The sequence below is a fragment of the Mesorhizobium sp. ORM8.1 genome (assembly GCF_053005525.2).
This window is the reverse complement of the sequence record NZ_CM132600.1, coordinates 1,277,020-1,296,804: the sequence shown is the minus strand read 5'-3', so window position 1 is coordinate 1,296,804 and position 19,785 is coordinate 1,277,020. Positions and strand designations below refer to the sequence as shown.

The following is a 19,785-nucleotide window of genomic DNA, read 5'->3' as shown; positions in this document are numbered from 1 at the left end:
AGGCGCCATGAACAATCGTTTGCCGCCAGCCTGGTCCAAGCATCTGAAAGCTTCCTCCGGACCGAAAATCCCGCAGGCGAAAACCGCACAGCCCAAGACGAAACCGCAATTGAGCGCGCACGCCGATGACGCCTTGCTCAGGCAAGCGCTTGGCCTTTATCAGGCAGGCCGCCTGCTGGAAGCCGAGGACCTGTGCCAGCGCGTCTTGGCTCACTCGCCCCGACATCCTCTTGCTCTCTATCTGCTGGGGACCTTCGCGCGCGGCGTCGACGACGAAATGGCCATCCGGTGCTTTGAGCGAGCGGTGAAGGAAGCGCCTCAAAACCCGCAATATCATTTCACCTTGGGGGAGACGTACCTGAAGGTCGGCGAGCATTACGACGCGATCAGGTATCTTGAATTGGCCAGCAAACTGAAAGCGGACTGGGTCGAGGCGCTTTGCACATTGGGTAGGGCCTACACGGAATTCGGCAAAGCCGATGTCGCGCTGCCCCTTTATGAGAAGGCACTCAAGATCGACGATCGCCATCCCGCCGTCCGGATGGGGCTCGCTAACGCGCTTGTCAGTCTGGGCCGTATGGATGAGGCGGCCCGCTACATGAAGGAAGCGATCGGCCGTCGCCAGGATATTGGCACTGCCTATAATGGCCTGGTCAGCATTCGAAAATTCTCTGAAGAGCCGGCCGAACTTCAAGCCATTCTAGCCGAAACTGCAAACCCCATGCTTGATAGGAAAAGCATCCAGCGGCTTCACTATGCTGCGGCCAAGGTGCTCAATGATCTTCGGCGTTACGAAGAAGCGATGGATCATCTGCGCGAAGCCAAGGAGCTTTTTCCGACGCGCTTCGATATCGATGAATATCGCCGCAGCATCGATTTCATGATCGACCTGTTCAGTCCGCGAATGCTGGCGGCCAGGTCGGGGTATGGCAGCGCTTCGGAGGTGCCCGTCTTTGTGCTCGGTATGCCGCGTTCGGGCACTACCTTGACCGAGCAGATCTGCGCCAGCCATCCCCAAGTTCACGGGGCCGGCGAATTGACGAAGCTCCGGCGCATCACGAACAGGCTCGCGCCCAGGACGCGCTCTCCCGAGGAATTGCGCAAATCGATCCTGGAAATGACCGCCGATCAGTCAAAGTCGCTGGCCGATGAATATCTCGGCCACATCCGGCAACACGCGCCTGATGCTCTGAGGATCGTCGACAAGCTCCCGCATAATTTCGAGCTCATCGGTCTGATCAGGCTGCTGTTTCCCAGGGCCAACATCATTCATTGCAGACGCGATGCCATCGACAATTGCATCTCGTGCTATTTTCTGAACTTCAACGACGACAACATCTACAACGCCGACCTGCGATCGCTCGGGCTGTATTATCGCGAATACGATAGGCTGATGCGTCATTGGGACAGCGTTTTCCCGGGGCAGATACTGCAAAATCGCTACGAGGATCTGGTCTCCGATCAGGAGCGCCAATCGCACCGCTTGATCGATCACCTCGGTCTGCCGTGGGACGACGCCTGCTTGCGGTTTTTTGACAAGGGCGGCTCGGTCAACACCTTCAGCCGCTGGCAGGTCCGGCAGCCGATCTACAGCTCATCGATGAACCGTTGGAAGAATTACGGAAGCACGATTCGTCCGCTGATCGAGGCCTTGGGCGATCTGGCCGGATCATAACGGCAGTCCGAAGACGACCGCGGGAGCGAGCGGGGGCCGTCGCAACATGTGCAGGCGCCTGATCGATTACATGCTCTGCGCCAGAGGCGCAGCACTTGCCTGAAACGCAATGAAAAACCCGGCGGTTGCCCGCCGGGTTTCGATTTTCGCTAAGGCGACTTTTTTAGAAGTCGCGCTGGAAGCGGAGCAGGCCGCCGACGTTGTTCTTCTTGGTCGCGGCAACCCACACCGAGTTGTGGTCGATAGCGCCCTGGCCAACACGCTGCCAGTCGGCTTCCGCCGTGATCGTGAAGCCGGGAACGATCGTGTAGGCAACGTTTGCCGCGAGACCGATGTCCTTCCAGTCGTCATAAGAGGCCTGGAGGTTGAACGAGGTCTTCTCGTTGAACTTGTAGGTGCCGCCGGCCCACAGAGCCCAGCTGCCGCCCCACACCTTGTAGAAGCCACGACCGCGAGCGTCAATGTTGTTGGTCGTATCGTCGAGGTGGTTCGTCGAACCGTAGCCAACCATGCCGAACAGCGACAGAGCGTCATTGACGGTCACGTCCAAACGGACCTTGCCGGCAACCGATTCATAGTTGCTGTCGTAAGCAACGACACCGGTGATGGCGCCCCAGCCCTGGGTCCACTTCAAGCCGCCGACGACATGCGGAACATAGCTGTCGATCGTGCCGACCGTGCCGGAGCCTTCTTCCAACGAAGCCACGGCCGAGATGCCGTTGCCTGCGTCGAAATAGTACTGGATGACGTTGGTCTGGAAGCTGCCGTAAGGCACGATCGTATCGTTGATGACGTTGCCGGCGTAGCCGATGAACGTATCGAAGGCCGATTCGTCGGCACCAACGCGCAGGCCGCCGAGCTGGATGTAGGCGAATTCGAGCGCGCTGCTCTTGTTGCCCGCGACCCAGCCGCTGCCGAAGCGATTGGGATTCGAGGTGCCGCCAGGCCCGAAGTCGGAGCCGAAGTCGCCATAGTTGTTGCCGAAGTTGATGCGGTACTCGGTGTAGGTCTTCAAGGTGCCGAGTTCGGTTTCCTGGCCGGTCCAGGTCTTCAGCGTGAAGCGGGTGTTCTTCCAGTAGGTCGAGTGGTCGCCGCCGTTCATGTGGTCCGGAACATGGTTGACGCCATCGAACGATCCGGCGTCGCCCACGCCGATGTCCTCACGGACATAGCCGCCGATGCGCAGGCAGGTCTCGGTGCCCGGGATGTAGAAGTAGCCGGCGCCGTAGACGTCGCAGATCTTGACGTATTCGGCCGGTTCCGGCTCGGCGACGGTCACCGCGTCGGCGGCGCGAGCACCGGAAACTGCGACGAGGGCCGCAGCTGAGCCGAGAAGAAGGCTCTTGATGTTCATTTTCTGACCTCCAGTCAGAATCGAACGCAAGCGATGCCGGCCCTCGACTAAAATCATAGGCAATGCCTTGTTATTGCGCTATTTTTCGTCCCGGGCAGCGGAGCGAAGGACGTATGCCGGTGGCTGCGTGTCCGGTTTCCGGTCTGCGATGGCGCTCCAATGAAGACGCCTCTGCCTGGCTCGAAACGGACCCACAAGTCAGGATTCGCCATGTCTGGTTCGATGCGATGCCGATGCCGCACCGCCTTCCGAAGCTGCCGGCCAAATGATTTTTCGGCGATTATGTCGCCGGCTTGTTGATTGTGCCCACGCTTTTCTTTATCCAGCGGCGCAACGGAGAGGTGGCCGAGTGGTCGAAGGCGCTCCCCTGCTAAGGGAGTAGAGGTCAAAAGCTTCTCGTGGGTTCGAATCCCATCCTCTCCGCCATCTTTCCCCCGCGCTGGGCGCTACAGGCCTTCCCTCGCAAGGCGATTCTGCGGCAACGGCCTGGCCGGCGACTCGCACGGGCGCCGCAATTCCGTCGGCTCATTGCCGGATTCGCCGGGATTCAACCGTTGCTCAGGCCCCAATGGTTAACGAGAGCTTTCTGAGTGAGGCCAAATCGTGTCATTTGTGCAACAACGCTCGGGGATAGCGTCCGGATGGGGCTCGCGCCGGTACGATCGTGGTTGAACGCCGCCGGCTCATGGGTAATGTCAGCTTCGAAGGAGCGGCGCGGTGCGCATCTTTTTCGGTAGTGGGGATGGGGCAGGGAACGCTGTCCTTCAGCAAAAAATACCCAGACCCGTTTTTTAACTTTTGACTGGAGGTCAGAAAATGAACATCAAGAGCCTTCTTCTCGGCTCAGCTGCGGCCCTCGTCGCAGTTTCCGGTGCTCGCGCCGCCGACGCGGTGACCGTCGCCGAGCCGGAACCGGCCGAATACGTCAAGATCTGCGACGTCTACGGCGCCGGCTACTTCTACATCCCGGGCACCGAGACCTGCCTGCGCATCGGCGGCTATCTGCGCTATGACATCGGCGTGGGCGACGCCAGCTCGTTCGACGGCGTGAACCACGTCGCGGACAAGATGGGCGACGGCACCCACTCGACCTACTACAAGCAGGCCCGTTTCTCGTTCAAGACCTGGACCGGCCAGGAAACCGAGCTCGGCACCTTGAAGACCTACACCGAGCTGCGCTTCAACTTCGGTAACAGCTACGGCGACGCTAACGGCAATCCGTTTGCCACCTTCCCTAACGCTGGTGGTCACTCGTCGGTGAACTTCGCCTGGATCCAGCTCGGCGGTCTGCGCGTCGGTAAGGACGAGATCGGCTTTCGATACGTTCATCGGCTATGCCGGCAACGTCATCAACGACACGCCTCGTTCCTTACGGTGGCTTTGATACCAACGTCGTTCAGTACTACTTCGACGCCGGCAACGGCTTCTCGGCCGTGGCTTCGTTGGAAGAAGGCTCGGGCTCCTCGACGATCGACAGCTATGTTCCGCATATCGTTGGTGGTTTGAAGTGGACTCAGGGTTGGGGTGCGGTCACCGGCGTTATCGCCTATGACAGCAACTACGAGTCCGTCTCCGGCAAGGTCCGCTTGGACGTGAACGTCAATGACGCCTTCTCGCTGTGGGCAATGGTTGGCTACGGTTCGACGAACCACCTCGATGACTTCTCGAACGGTCGCGGCTTCTACAAGCCGTGGGGCGGCAGCTGGGCAGTGTGGGGCGGTGGTACCTACAAGTTCAACGAGAAGACTTCGTTCAACCTCCAGGCTTCGTATGACGACTGGAAGAACCTCGGTATCGCGGCGAACGTTGCTTACACGGCTGTTCCTGGCTTCACGATCACGGCGGAAGTTGATTACAACCACGCTGGCGACATCAACCGCGCCTTCCCGATCAATCCGGCGCCGAAGAAGAACGCTGTCGGCGGTATCCTCCGCTTCCAGCGCGACTTCTAAGGGCTGGTTCGATAGACTTGAAATCCGGCCCGAGCGTCAACACGCTCGGGCCGTTTTTTGTTTTCGCGATTGGTCAACGCAAACGAAAGGATGGGGGTAAAACGGTAAGCTGAGGATCCCGTAGGACGGTTCGTGGGATTCGCCTCTCGGTGGATGGAATCACGACTGCGTGATCGAAAACTCTTGAAAGGACACCTCCAAAGGGTTAGGGCTGGTCCCATAACCACAGGGGGTGTGGCTAAAAATGTCGAACGAAGCGGTTCAAGAGGCCGAGGCCTCCGGTCAATTTGCGTTCTTTTCTTCTCAGAATTCGAAGTTCAACTACACGTTCAACAAGATCAGAGAAGTAAGATCATATCGGATCGGGGAGCTTTTTGCAGCTTATCGAGATATACTCTGGGATGACGGCCGGCATAAATACAATGTCAGCTCTTTCATCGGTGAAATAGACGAGCTCCTTCTGGGAGAGCGTTTCAGTACCTTTGACCAGAACACCCTTGACACTCTTATCGGTACATTGCGCCAGCGCGGCAACAGCAACGCAACCATCAATCGCAAGATGGCTGCCCTCAGTAAATTGCTGCGCAAGGCTCATAAGATGGGAGATATCCACAGCCTGCCCGAGTTCCGCCGCCAGAAGGAGCGGGCGGGACGGATCTGTTTCCTCGAAAGGGACGAAGAGGCAAGGCTGTTCGCGGCGATCAGGAGCCGTAGCGAGGACGCTTATAGGTTGTCCGTCTTCCTGGTCGACAGCGGCTGCCGCCTCGGCGAGGCGCTTGGCCTGATCTGGAACGACATCCAGGAGCACCGCGTCTCCTTCTGGATCACCAAATCCGGCCGCAGCCGCACCATTCCGATGACCGAACGCGTCAAGGAAGTCATCAAGCTGCCGCCAAACACCGAAGGACGCCGGCCGAAGGGCCCGTTCACCAAGCTCAGCCAGGCGCAGTTCCGCACGATCTGGAACGAGGCGAAGACCGAAGTCGGCCTCGGCGCCGACGAACAGGTGGTGCCGCACATCCTGCGCCACACTTGCGCCTCGCGCCTCGTCCAGGGCGGCATCGACATCCGCCGCGTGCAGATGTGGCTCGGCCATCAGACGCTGTCGATGACCATGCGTTACGCGCATCTTGCCACCAATGATCTCGATGGCTGTGTCGTCGTTCTCGAGAAGCCACGCGCTGACGCGCCGTCGCATTCGGCTGAAAGCTCCGTATTTGCGTCGCCTCTGACCACGTTGTCGCCGGCCCCGGTAGCGAAAAAGAAGCGTGGGTCGGAGCCTGCGAAAGCGCCCCGTAAGCGCTCGAAGGGCGAATAGGTCAGGCGAGGGCGCCTCGCCGACGAAGGCAAATTTATATTGCCATGATAGGCCCGGGGCTAATCTAGTCTCGGGCTTTACTTTTCTTAGACTTGTCTTTCGGCTCGATCGAGGAAGGCCGCGATCCTTTGCGGCAGATCGCCGGTCTCCAGGAAGGGCGCATGGCCCTGGCCTTCGACGATGATCGCTTGCATGGCGGGATGCCGATTCTGCATCTCGTGAAGCGTAGCTGTGGAAAACAATTTCGAGTTGGCGCCGCGGATGGCAAGCAGCGGCACGGCGGCGAGCGCCTCGAACTGCGGCCACAGATCCGGCAGCGGTTTTGAGGAATCGACGCCGGCCAGCGTATCGACCAGCGCGGGATCGAAGTCCGGCGCCCACCCGGTACCGGTGTCGCGGCAGATCGCGCCGACCATGCGCGCCCAATCGGCCTCGCCCAGCGCCGGAAAGTCCGCGCCATGGGTTCGCCGCTGGGCATCCACCACCTCGGCGAAGGTCTTCGGCTTCGGCGCGCGGTCGAGATAGGCGCGGATGTGGGCGAGGCCTTGCGCCTCGATCACCGGGCCGATGTCGTTGAGGACGATGGCTTTCAGCACGGCCGGCTTCAGCGCGCCGAGCACATGGACGATCAACCCGCCGCGCGAGGTGCCGATGAAAGCGGCGCCCTCGATGCCAAGCGCCGCCAGACCGGCCAGCACGTCGCCAGCTTCGACGCCGATAGTATAATGGCCGATATCGGGGTCATGGTCTGACTGCCCGCGTCCGCGATAATCGAAGGCGACCACCTTGCGCGGCGTTTCCGCTTTCGTCGATAGGTAAAGCGCCAGCTCATGGAAGTCGCGGGCGTTGCGGGTGAGGCCGGGTAGGCAGGCCACAGGCCAATGGCTGCCGTTCTGCTCGCCATAGATTCTGGCGTGAAGCTTCAGGCCGTCAGGCGCCGTGTAGAAGAAATCGGAGAACTGGCCGTTGGCCATCGGGAAGCCGCTCCTCGCTGAGGTGACCGACAGCTACAGGCGAGGGCGGAAATCGTCAAACGGGAAGCGCGGTTTCTCGTTCCCTCAAAAGGGCGAGAAGGAAAGAAGCGCCTCAGCTCCGCCCGTTCACGAGATCGCCCACAATGTCGTACTTCCCTGAAATACGCATCTTGTAGACCTCGTAATTCTCCATCACGCGCTGCACGTAGCTTCTTGTTTCCGTGTAGGGAATCCGTTCGATCCAGTCGACGACGGCGTCGATGTCCTTGCCGCGCGGGTCGCCGTATTTGGCCACCCACTGCGTAGCGCGGTTGGGCCCGGCATTGTAGCCGGCGAAGGTCAGCACGTAGGAGCCGGCGAAACGGTCCAGCTGTTCGCCGAGGAAGGCGGAGCCCAGTGTCGCATTGTACCCGGCATCGGTCGTCAGCCGTGCCTGCGAGAAGGCCATGCCGGCCTTCTTGGCCAATTGCTTGGCGGTGCCAGGCATCAATTGCAGCAGGCCGCGCGCGCCGGCGCTGGAAATCGCGCCGACATTGAACTCGCTTTCCTGCCGCGCAATGGCATAGGCCAGCGCCTTGCCGGAGCCGGAAATGTTGGCCGAGATCGGGGATGACGCCGAGCGGGTGCGACAGCGCGCCGACATCGATGCCGCGCTGGGCGGCGATCTTGCCGACCTTCAGCGCCATGAAGTGATTGTCCTGCTTCTCCGCCAGCACCGCGAGCAGCGCCAGTTCGCCAGGGCTGGTCAGCTGTCCGGCGAGATCGCGATAGAGCGTCTCGGCATAGCGGTCATAGCCCGCCTCCTGCAGCCGCTTGATCGCGCTCACCGCCTCGCGGCCGTCAAAGCTCTGGCGGTCGGCCGCACTTGGGCGTGGATAGACGATGTTGAGGGTGCGCATGCCGACGCGCTCGCCGGCTAGCTGGCCGTAGAAGGTCGTGCCGTAAGCAGCGGCGCGGGTGAAATAGTCCTTGGCGTTGCCCGGACCACCAACTTCGGCGGCGCGGCCGAGCCAGTAATAGGCGCGCGACAGCGACACCGGTCCCTGGGCGAGCTCGGTGATACGGGAAAAATGCCTGGCCGCGGTCGCTGGATCGTTGAGGCCGCGCAGCGCGTACCAGCCGGCATGGAATTCGGCCTCGGCGGCGTTGGCCGGGCTTTCGGCCGCATGCATGGAAACGATCTTGTAGGCGGTCTTCATGTCGCCCTGGTCGACCAGTTCGCGCGACAGCACGCGACGCTCGACCCACCAGGCATCGGGATCGACAAGCGAGATCGCTATTCGTCGGCGCCTTCATGACGATCGCCGCCGCCTCGGCGAATTTCTCCTGCTTGCGCAGATATTCCGCCTCGGCGAAGGCATAGCCGGCCGAGCGTTGCGCCGCCGGGACCGCCTTCAGAAGCTTGGCCGCGTTCTTGTCGCCCTTGTCGGCGGCCGCCCAGGCGTCCGCCAGCGGCTGAGCGCCGGCAAGGCCGGCGACACGCAATGCCGAGGATGGCCGGTCGGCATAAAACATCCGCTCCATGCGGTAGCGATGGTCGGCGGCCGGGATCAGCGTGCCGAACTCCTTGATGATTGTCGTCTCGTCCTTGGCCTCGAGCTTCTCGGTGCGCCAGAACGGCGCCAGCAGCGCGCGCCCGCCGCCATATTGCCGAGCGCCACTTGCGAGCGGGCAAGGATGATCACGCCCTCCGGCGTCAGCGGCTGGCTGCGGCCAAAGGCCTGCACCACCATTTGCGGCGGTGGGTTCTCGCGATAGAGCGCGCGCTCGCTGTTCTTGCGCAACGCGATGGTGCCCGGCCACCCCGGCAGCATCTTGGCTGCGTCGGCGATCTCGCCGCTCGGCACCTTGTCGCCGCCGTAAAGCGCGATCGCCCAGGCCAGGATGTGCCGGTCGAGCGAGGTGGCGGGCAGCGTGTCGCGCGCATTGCGCGCACCGACGATGTTGTTGGCGGCCAGCGCGTCGAGCCCGCTCTTCAGTTGGGTGATGTCAGGAGACGGAGCGGGCTGTGCCTGTCCAGGCGCTTGCGGCGTATCGGGCGCCGGGATGGAGGCCGTCACGCGCAGGTCGGCGCTGCCGCCGATCGCCATCGTTGGCGTCAGCGCGACGATCGCGCCCAAAAGCGCGAACAGATGAGGCCGCCTCGTCGGCATTGTTCAATCCTAGCACATCGTCAGCAGGCGCGGGCACTCAAGAACCCGATGCAAAGCCTAAACTTAGGTCGTGAAGGGCTCGTAAACAAAAGGTTATCGAGGCCGTTCGAATTGCGCTTGCTGGCTCTATGGCGATCCTTGCCGCCGAACCATGTCGAGACTATGGTGCGCGGCTTCGCTTTCGGTTAGAAGGCGCGCAAACAAACCCTATTGACGAAACACCGATGCATGTCGCCCAGAAGTGGGTACCGGTTCTGGGACGACGACATACATCAAACCAACGAAAATGCATGTCGCCCAGAAGTGGGAACCGGTTTTGGGATAGTGACATGCATCCAACCAACAGAATTCCAAGGAGTTTGGACGATATGCTGAGAGGCTCGCTGACCGCGCTCGTTACACCGTTCGAAAAGAGCGGGCGCTTCGACGAGAAAGCCTTTCGCGCTTTCGTCGAATGGCAGCTCGCCGAAGGCACCATGGGCCTCGTCCCTGTCGGCACCACGGGTGAATCGCCGACGCTCTCGCATGACGAGCACCGCCATGTCGTGAAGGTCTGCATCGAAGTGGCGAAGGGCAGGGTGCCGGTCGTGGCCGGCGCCGGCTCCAACAACACCGAGGAAGCGGTTGGGCTGGTGAAGTATGCCGAGCAGGTCGGCGCGGATGCCGCGCTCGTTGTCACGCCCTATTACAACAAGCCGACCCAGCGCGGGCTCTACGAGCATTTCGCCGCTGTTGCCCGGGCGACCAAGCTGCCGATCATCATCTACAATATCCCGCCGCGTTCGGTGATCGATATGACGCCCGAGACGATGGGCCGGCTGCGCCACGACTTCAAGAACATCGTCGGCGTCAAGGACGCGACCGGCAAGGTCGAACGCGTGTCGGAACAGCGCATGACCTGCGGCAAGGATTTCATCCAGCTCTCCGGCGAGGATGCCTCCGCGCTCGGCTTCAACGCCCATGGCGGCGTTGGCGCCATCTCGGTGACGTCGAACGTCGCGCCGCGGCTCTGCGCCGAATTCCAGGAAGCCACGCTCTCCGGCGACAGCGCCAAGGCGCTGGAACTGCAGGATCGTCTGTTGCCGCTGCACAAGGCGATCTTCATCGAGCCCGGCGTCTCCGGCGCCAAATACGCGCTGGCGAAGCTCGGCAAGATCGAGAATGTGCTGCGCTCGCCTTTGGTGACGGTCGAGGCTTCGACCGCCGAGAAGATCGATGCGGCCATGAAGCACGCCGGCTTGATAAATTAGGGATGAGGCGCCACCTCTCCACATCATGAATCAAGTCAAAAAAGCCGATCCCAACAACAAGACCGTTGCGGAGAACCGCAAGGCGCGGTTTTCCTATGAGGTGCTCGACACGATCGAGGCCGGCCTGGTGCTGACCGGCACCGAGGTCAAATCGCTGCGCCAGGGCCAGGCCAATATCCAGGACAGCTATGCTTCGGTGGAGGGTGGTGAGATCTGGCTGATCAATTCCTATCTGCCGGAATATCTGCAGGCCAACCGCTTCAACCATGAGCCCAGGCGGCGCCGCAAATTGCTGCTCAACAAGCGCGAGATGGCAAAACTCTCGCAGAGCATCGAGCGCGAAGGCATGACGCTGGTGCCGCTGAAAATCTATTTCAACGACCAGGGCCGCGCCAAGCTGCTGCTCGCCGTCGGCCGCGGCAAGAAGCTGCACGACAAGCGCGAGACCGAGAAGCAGCGCGACTGGTCGCGCGAGAAGGGCCGCCTGCTCAAGGAGCGCGGCTAGGCGCCCGGCATCCGGCCGCCTGAAAAAAGCCACCGGTGGGTCTTCCGGTTCGTGACAAACATTAGGTCCGACGGGGATGGTCTTGGGGAAGCGGATTGTTTTCTGGGGCCTTGCTGTCGCGGTTGTCACCTGTGTAATTCTCGCGGGCGCGTTCTTCTGGTTTCGTGGCTTTTCGCCTGACCGCACAGAGTTCCCTATCCGGGGCATCGACGTTTCCCATCACCAGGGGAAGATCGACTGGCGGCGTGTCGCGGCCGACGACGTTGCCTTCGCCATCATCAAGGCGACCGAAGGCGGCAGCCATGTCGACACTGCCTTTGCCGCTAATTTGCACGAAGCCCGCGCGGCCGGCCTGGCGGTCGGCGCCTATCATTTCTTCACCTTCTGCCGCCCAGGCGCCGACCAGGCAAGGAACTTCATCGCGGTGGTGCCGCGCGGCGAGCCGCTCTTGCCGCCGGTGGTCGACATCGAATTCGGCGGCAACTGCCCGCAGCGCCCGTCTCCGGAGCAGTTGAACACCGAGCTTGCCGCTTTCCTCGGCCCGGTCGAGACGGCGTTCGGCAAGCAGGCGATTTTCTATCTGACCGATGAGGCGGCCGACGCCTATTCCAGCAGCATCATCACGCGCCAGCGCTGGCTGCGGTCTCTGGCAAAGAGGCCGAGCGAGAATGACTGGATCTATTGGCAGTATCACAATAGGGGCCGGGTCGACGGCATCAAAGGCGATGTCGACCTCAACGTGCTGAAAGGCAACCGTGAGAAGCTGGCCGAGCTGTTCGCTGCGCCTGAATCAGCCTCTGCGCAAACGCCGCCATCTCCCTGAACGGGCAGGCCATTTCATTTGCCGGCTTCGTATGATCGCGCCGTCAGGCGGCGTCCGCGATCGGTCTGGCCAGCGCTGACAGCGCCATACCCGCCGCCATGATCATGATGGCGGCGAACTGGGCGACCGTCGGCATTTCTCCAAGCACGCCGATGCCGATCATGACGGTGACGATCGGCACGCAAGGCATGAACAAGGATGCCGTCTGCGAACCGAGTTGCCGCACGACGTAGGTGTAAAGGAACATGGCGGCTGCCCCGGCCAGGAAGCCTTGGATGACGATCTGGCCGACGATCTCGGTGGCTGCCGCGGCATGAAGGCCGCTTGGCGCAAAGACATACAAAAGCGGCAGCGGCAGGCATGACAGCAGCACGACCGCGGATGTCGCCGCAACCGGAGCCACGCGCCATCGCCGTATCAGCGCCGCATAGGCGGCAAACATCGCGCCCGACCCGACGAACAGAAGATCGCCGAACAACACATCCTTCATGTCGCTGCTGGGTTGAGCGGGCGAGATGAACAACACCAACCCTGCAACGACGGCGGCAACGCCGATGCCGCGTTGTCGAGAGGGTTTGTCGGAAGCGGTGACTTGCGCCAGCAGGAACGAGAAGAAGACGATCGAAGCCGGGCAAAGCGCCGCGCCATGGGCAGCCGGCGCATAAGTCAGCCCCCAATTGATGATGATCGGATAGGGCAACCCGGCCAATGCCGCCAGCGCCAGGGCTTGCGGCCAGGCCAAGGTCTTCACGACGGCCATGCCGCCTCGCCAGACGAAGGGCAGCAGCGCCACACCGGCGCCGCCAAAGCGCAGAACCGTGAGGTCGCTCGCCGTAAGATGCTCCCTGAGGCTGAAACGGGCGGCGACAAACTGCACGGCGTAGATGCCGACCATCGCCAGCCCCGCGACAATTGCCGCCTTTGCGCTTCGGTCTTCCGTCATGCTCGTTGTGCCTGCCACTTTGGTCGATCGCAGGCTATTGTTGAAAAACCGGCGATGAAATACGCTATTTTGCGATCCGTTAAGTGAAATTCACCAGGAAGAGGCAAGCCAAGCGTGAATCCTGAAGCAAGCGATCTCGACACAATCGACCGCAGCCTTCTCCAGTTGCTGCAGGAGGACGGGCGCCGCACCACGCTTGATCTCGCCACCCGTGTCGGGCTGTCGCCGACCGGCGCCAGCCAGCGGGTGAAGCGCTTGTTTCGGGAAGGGTTCATCACCGCGGTCAGGGCTGTGCTCGACCCGGCAAAGATCGGCAGGGGCACGCTGGTCTTCATCGAGGTCAGGCTTGATCAGACGGCTCCACATGTTTTCGACCGCTTCGCCGAGGCGGTGGCCAAGGCCCCGGAAGTGCTGGAGTGCCACATGGTTGTCGGCGGCTTCGACTATCTGGTCAAAGCGCGCATTTCGGAAATGGCCGCCTATCAGGATTTTCTCAAGCGCGTGATCCTGCCGCTTCCAGGCGTTCGGGAGACCCACACCTATGCGTCGATCGCCGACGTGAAGCCCGACGCGCTGCTGCCCGTATGAGACTGGCGGCTCGCCATGTCAGTGTTGCAGGAAAGCGGCGATTTCCTTGAAGATGCTGACGAACATCGCTTCCGTCAGCACGCCCGTATTGGTGTTGTAGCGCGAGCAGTGATAGCTGGAAAACAGCGCGATGCCGCCAGCCTGTTGCCACCCGCCATGCCGGAACGGAATGGCGGCGACGCGCTCGCCCAGCGCCCGCACCGTCGACTGATGCGCGATCGAGCCCAGCGCCAGGATGGCGCGCAGATTGGGAAAGCGCGCAATGGTGGGCTTCAGGAACGTCCGGCATGTGGTGATTTCGGCGCCGACAGGCTTGTTCTCCGGCGGCACGCAGCGCACCGCGTTGGTAATCGCCGTGCCGACAAGCTGAAGTCCGTCATCGGGCCGCGCCTTGAATTGACCGCGCGCAAAACCATGCGCGATCATCGTGCCGTAGAGCAGGTCGCCGGCATAGTCGCCGGTGAATGGGCGCCCGGTGCGGTTGGCGCCGCGCAGGCCGGGCGCCAGCCCGACGATCAGCAGCCGGACCGACGCTTCACCCTCCGGCGGCAGGAAGCTCGGCACCGGCGCATTGAACCAGCTTGGTTCGCGTTGGCGCCAGCTGGCGATGAAATCGTGCAGCCGCGGGCAAAGCGGGCAGTTGCGGTCGGGTTCGGGGGAGGGCGCGGCGGTCAAGGCCGCCGCCCGTCAATAATCGTCCTCGTCGACCTCGGCGGGTTCGGGCCGGCGCACCGGCCGTTCCGACGGATCGCGGCCGATATCGCTCTTCAGCGTCATCAGGTCGATGAAATGGTCGGCCTGGCGGCGCAGATCGTCCGAAATCATCGGCGGCTGCGAGGCCATGGTCGAGATGATCGACACTTTGCGGCCGCGCCGCTGCAGCGCTTCGACCAGGGTGCGGAAGTCGCCGTCGCCGGAGAAGATGACGTAGTGGTCGACGACATCGGCGAGCTCCAGCGCATCGACGGTGAGCTCGATGTCCATATTGCCCTTGATCTTGCGGCGTCCGGTGGAGTCGGTGAACTCCTTGGCCGGCTTGGTCACCACCTTGAAGCCGTTATAGTCCAGCCAGTCGATCAGCGGTCGGATCGAGGAATATTCCTGATCCTCGACCAGCGCGGTGTAGTAATAGGCGCGCAGAAGATAGCCGCGCTTCTGGAAGCTTGACAAAAGCTTGCGGTAATCGATGTCGAAGCCCAGCGCTCGCGAGGTGGCGTAAAGATTGGCGCCGTCGATGAAAAGAGCGATCTTTTCACGGGGATCGAACATGCAAAAATATCCCTTTCAAAAATGTCTGTCGTCTAAAAGCGCTTGACGAATAGGTCCGACAAATGGGCCCGGGTACCACCCTATTCGAAATAACGCGAGATTCATGGATATCCAAGGGCGCGGTCGCTGATTGCAAGCAATTGTGATCGCGCCTATGTGAACGGGGTCATAGCGCGGCGCGCGATATTGGGCCTGGCAGGCTTCGCGAGGGGAAGGCCGGCGCCATAAAGCTTGTATTTCAGTGGCGTCCGCGTTATGGAGCGCGCCAGCTTTCCATCAAATCCATCGCATGAAAGGGGCAGTCCATGGCCCGCGTAACCGTTGAAGATTGCATCGACAAGGTCGATAACCGTTTCGAGCTCGTGCTGCTCGCCGGCCACCGCGCCCGCCAGATCAGCCAGGGCGCCCAGATCACCGTCCCGCGCGACAATGACAAGAACCCGGTCATTGCGCTGCGCGAGATCGCCGACGAGACGCTGTCGCCTGACGACCTCAAGGAAGACCTGATCCACTCGCTGCAGAAGCATGTCGAGGTCGACGAGCCGGAAGCCGAAGGCGAGGCGATCGCCGATCAGACCGGCGTCCCCGTGGCTGCCGCCGATACCGACGACGCCGAGGAGAACATCACCTTCGACCGCATGACCGAGGAAGACCTCCTCGCCGGCATCGAAGGTCTGGTGCCGCCGGAAAAGAGCGACGACTACTAAGAGCTTTTGATTATTCTACTCAGCCGGCCGCCTGGCGCGGTTTTCTGCGCTTCCGGCCTTCGCCGGCCGAAGCACTCATAAATAGGGTGGCAGTTAAGGCTACGGTCGGCGTAGGCCGGTGCTCACGGACCTGATGTCCGCTCCGCTCCGGTTCTCGAAAACCACACCATGCAACTCGGCTGAGCGAATTCTGAAAAGCTCTTTGCGGAACGTGCCTGGATCAAGCATCCGGCACTTCCGTCTGGTAGGTTTCGTGGCTATCTATGGGATGCGTCGCACGCTTGTGCGGCGCATCAATCATTTCAGCACCGCGAGATCCCGCCCATGATGCGTCAGTATGAGCTTGTCGAGCGCGTGCAGCGCTACAAGCCTGACGTCAACGAGGCGCTGCTCAACAAGGCTTATGTCTACGCCATGCAGAAGCATGGCCACCAGAAGCGCGCGTCCGGCGATCCCTATTTCTCGCATCCGCTCGAAGTCGCCGCCATCCTCACCGACATGCACATGGATGAGGCCACGATCGCCGTTGCCCTGCTGCATGACACGATCGAGGACACGACCGCGACCAGGGCCGAGATCGACGAACTGTTCGGCCCCGAAATGGGCAAGCTGGTCGAAGGCCTGACCAAGCTGAAGAAGCTCGACCTCGTCTCCAAGAAGGCCGAGCAGGCGGAAAACCTGCGCAAGCTGTTGCTGGCGATCTCGGAAGATGTGCGCGTGCTTCTGGTCAAGCTCGCCGACCGCCTGCACAACATGCGCACCCTCGACCATATGCCGGAGGCCAAGCGCCTGCGCATCGCCGAGGAGACGATGGACATCTACGCGCCTTTGGCCGGGCGCATGGGCATGCAAGGCATGCGCGAGGAGCTGGAAGAGATCGCCTTCCGCTACATCAACCCGGAAGCCTATCGCGCCGTCACCGCTCGCCTTGCCGAGATCTTCGAGCGCAACAAGGGCGTGCTGCAGGAGATCGAGACGGCGCTGTCGGGCCTGTTTGAAAAACACGCCATCAAAGCAAGCGTGAAAAGCCGCCAAAAGAAGCCATGGTCGGTGTTCCGCAAGATGGAGGCCAAGGCGCTCTCTTTCGAGCAGCTTTCCGACATTTTCGGCTTTCGCGTCGTCGTCGACACCGTCGAGGACTGTTATCGCGCGCTTGGCGCGATCCATACGGCCTGGTCCATGGTGCCCGGCCGCTTCAAGGACTACATCTCGACGCCGAAGCAGAACGACTATCGCTCCATCCACACCACGATCGTCGGCCCGTCGCGCCAGCGCGTCGAACTGCAGATCCGCACCAAGGAGATGAACAAAATAGCCGAATACGGCGTCGCCGCGCATTCGATCTACAAGGACACCGGCGGCAAGACGAATGGCGCAGCGCATTCGATTTCCAAGGAAACCAACGCCTATGCCTGGCTGCGGCGCACCATCGAGCAACTGGCCGAGGGCGACAACCCGGAGGATTTCCTCGAAAACACCAAGCTGGAGCTGTTCCAGGACCAGGTGTTCTGCTTCACGCCCAAGGGTATGCTGATCGCGCTGCCGCGCGGCGCGACCCCGATCGACTTCGCCTATGCCGTGCACACGGATGTCGGCGACACGTGCGTCGGCGCCAAGGTCAACGGCCGCATCATGCCGCTGATGACGGAACTGAAGAACGGCGACGAGGTCGAGATCATACGCTCCAAGGCGCAGGTGCCGCCCGCCGCCTGGGAATCGGTGGTCGTCACCGGCAAGGCGCGCGCCGCCATCCGCCGCGCCACCAAGAACGCCATCCGCAAGCAATATTCAGGTCTTGGCGCCCGCATCCTGGAGCGCGCCTTCGAGCGCGCCGGCAAGACCTTCACCAAGGAAAGCCTGAAGCCGGTGCTGCACCGGCTGGCGCGCAAGGACATCGAGGATGTGCTGGCCTCGGTCGGGCGCGGCGAACTCGCCTCGAGCGACGTCATGAAGGCGGTCTTCCCCGACTACAAGGACGAGCGCGTCACCGTCAGCGCCCCCAAGCAGCGCGAGGAGGGCTGGTCTAAGATCCGCAACGCCGCCGGCATGCTGTTCCAGATGCCCGGCACGCGGGCCGCGCGCAAGGGCAAGGACCAGCCACGCGATGGCGCGGTGCCGATCCGCGGCGTACGCGGCGACCTGCCGGTGCGTTTCGCGCCGGAGGGGGCTGTGCCCGGCGACCGCATCGTCGGCATCGTCCAGCCGGGCACCGGCATCACCATCTATCCCATCCAGTCGCCGGCGCTGCAGGCCTTCGACGACCAGCCGGAGCGTTGGATCGACGTGCGCTGGGATATCGACGAGCAGACCAAGGAGCGGTTTCCGGCGCGCATTTCGGTCACCGCCATCAATGCGCCGGGTTCGTTGGCCGACATCGCCCAGGTCGTAGCGTCCAACGATGCCAACATCCACATGCTGTCGATGGTGCGGACCGCGCCCGATTTCACCGAGATGCTGATCGACCTCGAAGTGTGGGACCTGAAACATCTCAACCGGCTGCTGTCGCAGTTGAAGGACAATTCGAGCGTCAGCGATGCGCGGCGCGTGAATGGATAGTGAATAGTGAATAGTGAATAGTGAATAGTGAATAGTGAATAGTAGAAGAAGATGCTCTCACCATTCACCATTCACCATTCACCATTCACCATGGACATGGAGCGAACAATGAACACCGATGAAGTGCTGGGCATTTTCCGCGAAGCCGGCGCCGTGCTCGAAGGGCATTTCATTCTGACGTCGGGCCTGCGCAGCCCGGTCTTCCTGCAGAAGGCCCGCGTCTTCATGCATGCCGACAAGACCGAGCGGCTGTGCAAGGCGCTGGCTGAAAGAATCCGCAAGTCGGTGCCGGGCAGGATCGACTATGTCGTCGGCCCGGCGATCGGTGGCCTGATCCCGGCCTACGAGACCTCGCGCCATCTTGGCGTACCGGCGATCTGGGTCGAACGGGAAGGGGCGAGTTCCGGCTGCGCCGTTTCGAGATCGCCGAAGGGTCGCGCGTCGTCATCGTCGAGGACATCGTCACCACGGGTCTGTCGATCCGCGAGACCATCGACTGCCTGCGCGAGCTCGGCGCCGAGGTGGTGGCCGCCGCCTGCATCATCGACCGCTCGGCCGGCAAGACCGATGTCGGCGTGCCGCTGATCGCGCTGGCCGAATATGAAGTGCCGGCCTATCCCGCCGACCGCCTGCCGCCGGAACTCGCCGCCATTCCCGCCGTTAAGCCGGGAAGTCGAAACATTTGAGGCCCCAAAATGATCGCTGGCATCGATCATTTCGTGCTGACGGTTCGCTCGGTCGAGGACAGCTGCGACTTCTACCGACGTGTGCTTGGCATGCGGCGGTTGGATGAGCCGAACCGGCCGACGGCGCTGCTGTTCGGCGCCCAGAAGATCAATTTGCACGAAGTCGGCCGTACGTTCGACCCGAAAGCCAGGACGCCGACGCCGGGCTCCGGCGATTTTTGCCTGGTTGCCGCGGTGCCGCTTGCCGAAGTTATCGCCAGCCTCGAAGAAAATGGCGTGGCGATCGAAGTCGGTCCAGTCGAGCGCATCGGCGCGCTGGGCAGGATGATATCGGTTTATTTCCGCGATCCAGACGATAATCTGGTCGAGGTCAGCGAATATCTGAGGTAGCTGCCCGGATGGTCACCTGAGCGCGAGCCGCATGGCGCAGCGCCGCTCCGCTGGCAGGCCGCGCGCCGCTTCGTCGCGCAGCAGTCCAGCCAGCCGCGTGTCGAGTTCTGTGGCTTCCAGGACGCGAAATCCGCAGGTCTCATAAAACGGCGCGTTCCAGGCAATTTCGCGAAACGTGGTCAGTGTGAGCGCCACGAGCCCGCGCTGCCTGGCGTCCTCGATTGCTTTGTTGACCAGAGCGCGGCCGATGCCCGAGCCTTGTCGGTCGAGGCGCACGTCAACCTCCCAGATATGCAGCGCAGCGCCCTCGATCGCCGCGTTCAGGAACCCTATTGGCCGGTCCCGGTCATCGACTGCGACCCAGCACGCGCCTTCGTCTATCAGCGCGCGGTGCTGCTGAGGGCTGGCATTGTCGCCGTCGGCAAGCCAGGCCAGTTCAGGGATGGCGCGAAAGGCGAGCCCTGCGGACTGCTCGATGGCGGGCAATGAATCGGCATCGTCGGATCGTGCCAGTCGAATGGTAATCATAAATGTCGCATCCCGCCTTTTCCTCAGTTTCGCCAGAATGACGGTCTTGTTACAGGCTGCGGCAGACCATCGCGGCGACGTTTCGTTGTTGCGCGACCTGGGCGTCGCTATATC

15 protein-coding genes, 1 tRNA gene and 3 pseudogenes are annotated in these 19,785 nt (G+C 61.9%); 12 read left to right on the top strand and 7 right to left on the bottom strand.

Going from position 1 to position 19,785, the window contains the following annotated elements; all coding sequences use genetic code 11:
* Nucleotides 1-7: 7 nt before the first annotated feature.
* Nucleotides 8-1,675: a tetratricopeptide repeat-containing sulfotransferase family protein gene (locus ACVDG8_RS06870; RefSeq protein ID WP_447254038.1), complete on the top strand. Its 1,668-nt coding sequence runs from the start codon at nt 8-10 to the stop codon at nt 1,673-1,675.
* Between the two features lie 163 nt (nt 1,676-1,838).
* On the opposite strand, the gene ACVDG8_RS06865 is transcribed toward ACVDG8_RS06870, so the two are convergent.
* Nucleotides 1,839-3,029, bottom strand: a complete 1,191-nt coding sequence (locus ACVDG8_RS06865) for a porin (protein WP_447254037.1) — start codon at nt 3,027-3,029, stop codon at nt 1,839-1,841.
* A 335-nt stretch (nt 3,030-3,364) separates the two neighbouring features.
* Here ACVDG8_RS06865 and ACVDG8_RS06860 point away from each other — a divergent pair.
* The 3 genes and pseudogenes from ACVDG8_RS06860 to ACVDG8_RS06850 all read left to right on the top strand — a co-directional run bounded on the left by ACVDG8_RS06860 (nt 3,365) and on the right by ACVDG8_RS06850 (nt 6,299).
* A tRNA-Ser gene (locus tag ACVDG8_RS06860) sits at nt 3,365-3,455 on the top strand.
* Between the two features lie 390 nt (nt 3,456-3,845).
* A pseudogene (locus tag ACVDG8_RS06855) lies at nt 3,846-4,981 on the top strand (porin).
* Nucleotides 4,982-5,225: 244 nt separating this feature from the next.
* A complete protein-coding gene (locus tag ACVDG8_RS06850) occupies nt 5,226-6,299 on the top strand; it encodes a tyrosine-type recombinase/integrase (protein WP_455707600.1) in 1,074 nt (357 codons plus the stop codon).
* Nucleotides 6,300-6,385: 86 nt separating this feature from the next.
* On the opposite strand, the gene ACVDG8_RS06845 is transcribed toward ACVDG8_RS06850, so the two are convergent.
* Together ACVDG8_RS06845 and ACVDG8_RS06840 are read right to left on the bottom strand one after the other, a co-directional pair.
* Nucleotides 6,386-7,273 carry an alpha/beta fold hydrolase gene (locus ACVDG8_RS06845; protein ID WP_447254034.1) on the bottom strand — a complete coding sequence of 296 codons (888 nt, stop codon included), beginning with the start codon at nt 7,271-7,273 and terminating at the stop codon, nt 6,386-6,388.
* Nucleotides 7,274-7,385: 112 nt separating this feature from the next.
* Nucleotides 7,386-9,426, bottom strand: a pseudogene (locus tag ACVDG8_RS06840) (lytic transglycosylase domain-containing protein).
* 368 nt (nt 9,427-9,794) lie between these two features.
* Between ACVDG8_RS06840 and dapA the strand changes: the two are divergent.
* The 3 genes from dapA to ACVDG8_RS06825 all read left to right on the top strand — a co-directional run bounded on the left by dapA (nt 9,795) and on the right by ACVDG8_RS06825 (nt 12,004).
* Nucleotides 9,795-10,676 (top strand): 4-hydroxy-tetrahydrodipicolinate synthase, encoded by an 882-nt coding sequence (gene dapA, locus ACVDG8_RS06835; RefSeq protein ID WP_447254032.1) that lies wholly within the window; start codon nt 9,795-9,797, stop codon nt 10,674-10,676.
* Between the two features lie 25 nt (nt 10,677-10,701).
* On the top strand, nt 10,702-11,181 hold the full coding sequence (smpB, locus tag ACVDG8_RS06830; protein WP_447254031.1) for an SsrA-binding protein SmpB: 480 nt from the start codon (nt 10,702-10,704) through the stop codon (nt 11,179-11,181).
* A 76-nt stretch (nt 11,182-11,257) separates the two neighbouring features.
* Nucleotides 11,258-12,004, top strand: coding sequence for a glycoside hydrolase family 25 protein (locus ACVDG8_RS06825; protein ID WP_447254030.1), 747 nt, complete (start codon nt 11,258-11,260; stop codon nt 12,002-12,004).
* Nucleotides 12,005-12,047: 43 nt separating this feature from the next.
* On the opposite strand, the gene ACVDG8_RS06820 is transcribed toward ACVDG8_RS06825, so the two are convergent.
* Nucleotides 12,048-12,947 carry a DMT family transporter gene (locus tag ACVDG8_RS06820; RefSeq protein ID WP_447254029.1) on the bottom strand — a complete coding sequence of 300 codons (900 nt, stop codon included), beginning with the start codon at nt 12,945-12,947 and terminating at the stop codon, nt 12,048-12,050.
* A gap of 114 nt (nt 12,948-13,061) precedes the next feature.
* On the opposite strand from ACVDG8_RS06820, the gene ACVDG8_RS06815 reads away from it, so the two are divergent.
* On the top strand, nt 13,062-13,535 hold the full coding sequence (locus tag ACVDG8_RS06815) for an Lrp/AsnC family transcriptional regulator (protein ID WP_447254028.1): 474 nt from the start codon (nt 13,062-13,064) through the stop codon (nt 13,533-13,535).
* An 18-nt stretch (nt 13,536-13,553) separates the two neighbouring features.
* Here the strand turns inward: ACVDG8_RS06815 and ACVDG8_RS06810 are convergent, their stop codons facing one another.
* Together ACVDG8_RS06810 and ACVDG8_RS06805 are read right to left on the bottom strand one after the other, a co-directional pair.
* Entirely contained in the window at nt 13,554-14,210 is a 657-nt protein-coding gene (locus tag ACVDG8_RS06810) for a uracil-DNA glycosylase (protein ID WP_447254027.1), read from the bottom strand.
* Between the two features lie 12 nt (nt 14,211-14,222).
* A complete protein-coding gene (locus ACVDG8_RS06805; protein WP_371012605.1) occupies nt 14,223-14,804 on the bottom strand; it encodes a LabA-like NYN domain-containing protein in 582 nt (193 codons plus the stop codon).
* A 305-nt stretch (nt 14,805-15,109) separates the two neighbouring features.
* Between ACVDG8_RS06805 and rpoZ the strand changes: the two genes are divergently transcribed.
* From rpoZ to ACVDG8_RS06785, 4 genes and pseudogenes are all read left to right on the top strand, one after another.
* Nucleotides 15,110-15,511 (top strand): DNA-directed RNA polymerase subunit omega, encoded by a 402-nt coding sequence (rpoZ, locus tag ACVDG8_RS06800; protein ID WP_447254026.1) that lies wholly within the window; start codon nt 15,110-15,112, stop codon nt 15,509-15,511.
* 324 nt (nt 15,512-15,835) lie between these two features.
* Nucleotides 15,836-18,067: a RelA/SpoT family protein gene (locus tag ACVDG8_RS06795; protein ID WP_447254025.1), complete on the top strand. Its 2,232-nt coding sequence runs from the start codon at nt 15,836-15,838 to the stop codon at nt 18,065-18,067.
* Between the two features lie 108 nt (nt 18,068-18,175).
* Nucleotides 18,176-18,753, top strand: a pseudogene (gene pyrE / locus ACVDG8_RS06790) (orotate phosphoribosyltransferase).
* Nucleotides 18,754-18,762: 9 nt separating this feature from the next.
* Nucleotides 18,763-19,143, top strand: coding sequence for a VOC family protein (locus ACVDG8_RS06785; protein WP_447254023.1), 381 nt, complete (start codon nt 18,763-18,765; stop codon nt 19,141-19,143).
* 12 nt (nt 19,144-19,155) lie between these two features.
* Here the strand turns inward: ACVDG8_RS06785 and ACVDG8_RS06780 are convergent, their stop codons facing one another.
* On the bottom strand, nt 19,156-19,629 hold the full coding sequence (locus tag ACVDG8_RS06780) for a GNAT family N-acetyltransferase (protein WP_447254022.1): 474 nt from the start codon (nt 19,627-19,629) through the stop codon (nt 19,156-19,158).
* Between the last annotated feature and the right edge of the window lie 156 nt (nt 19,630-19,785).

Bases quoted from the DNA above. Each gene is read 5' to 3' on its own strand.
- ACVDG8_RS06795 (WP_447254025.1), top strand. From the start codon at position 15,836: ATGATGCGTCAGTATGAGCTTGTCGAGCGCGTGCAGCGCTACAAGCCT.
- ACVDG8_RS06785 (WP_447254023.1), top strand. From the start codon at position 18,763: ATGATCGCTGGCATCGATCATTTCGTGCTGACGGTTCGCTCGGTCGAG.
- ACVDG8_RS06825 (WP_447254030.1), top strand. From the start codon at position 11,258: ATGGTCTTGGGGAAGCGGATTGTTTTCTGGGGCCTTGCTGTCGCGGTT.
- ACVDG8_RS06865 (WP_447254037.1), bottom strand. From the start codon at position 3,029: ATGAACATCAAGAGCCTTCTTCTCGGCTCAGCTGCGGCCCTCGTCGCA.
- ACVDG8_RS06805 (WP_371012605.1), bottom strand. From the start codon at position 14,804: ATGTTCGATCCCCGTGAAAAGATCGCTCTTTTCATCGACGGCGCCAAT.
- ACVDG8_RS06820 (WP_447254029.1), bottom strand. From the start codon at position 12,947: ATGACGGAAGACCGAAGCGCAAAGGCGGCAATTGTCGCGGGGCTGGCG.
- dapA (WP_447254032.1), top strand. From the start codon at position 9,795: ATGCTGAGAGGCTCGCTGACCGCGCTCGTTACACCGTTCGAAAAGAGC.
- smpB (WP_447254031.1), top strand. From the start codon at position 10,702: ATGAATCAAGTCAAAAAAGCCGATCCCAACAACAAGACCGTTGCGGAG.
- ACVDG8_RS06850 (WP_455707600.1), top strand. From the start codon at position 5,226: ATGTCGAACGAAGCGGTTCAAGAGGCCGAGGCCTCCGGTCAATTTGCG.
- ACVDG8_RS06870 (WP_447254038.1), top strand. From the start codon at position 8: ATGAACAATCGTTTGCCGCCAGCCTGGTCCAAGCATCTGAAAGCTTCC.
- rpoZ (WP_447254026.1), top strand. From the start codon at position 15,110: ATGGCCCGCGTAACCGTTGAAGATTGCATCGACAAGGTCGATAACCGT.
- ACVDG8_RS06845 (WP_447254034.1), bottom strand. From the start codon at position 7,273: ATGGCCAACGGCCAGTTCTCCGATTTCTTCTACACGGCGCCTGACGGC.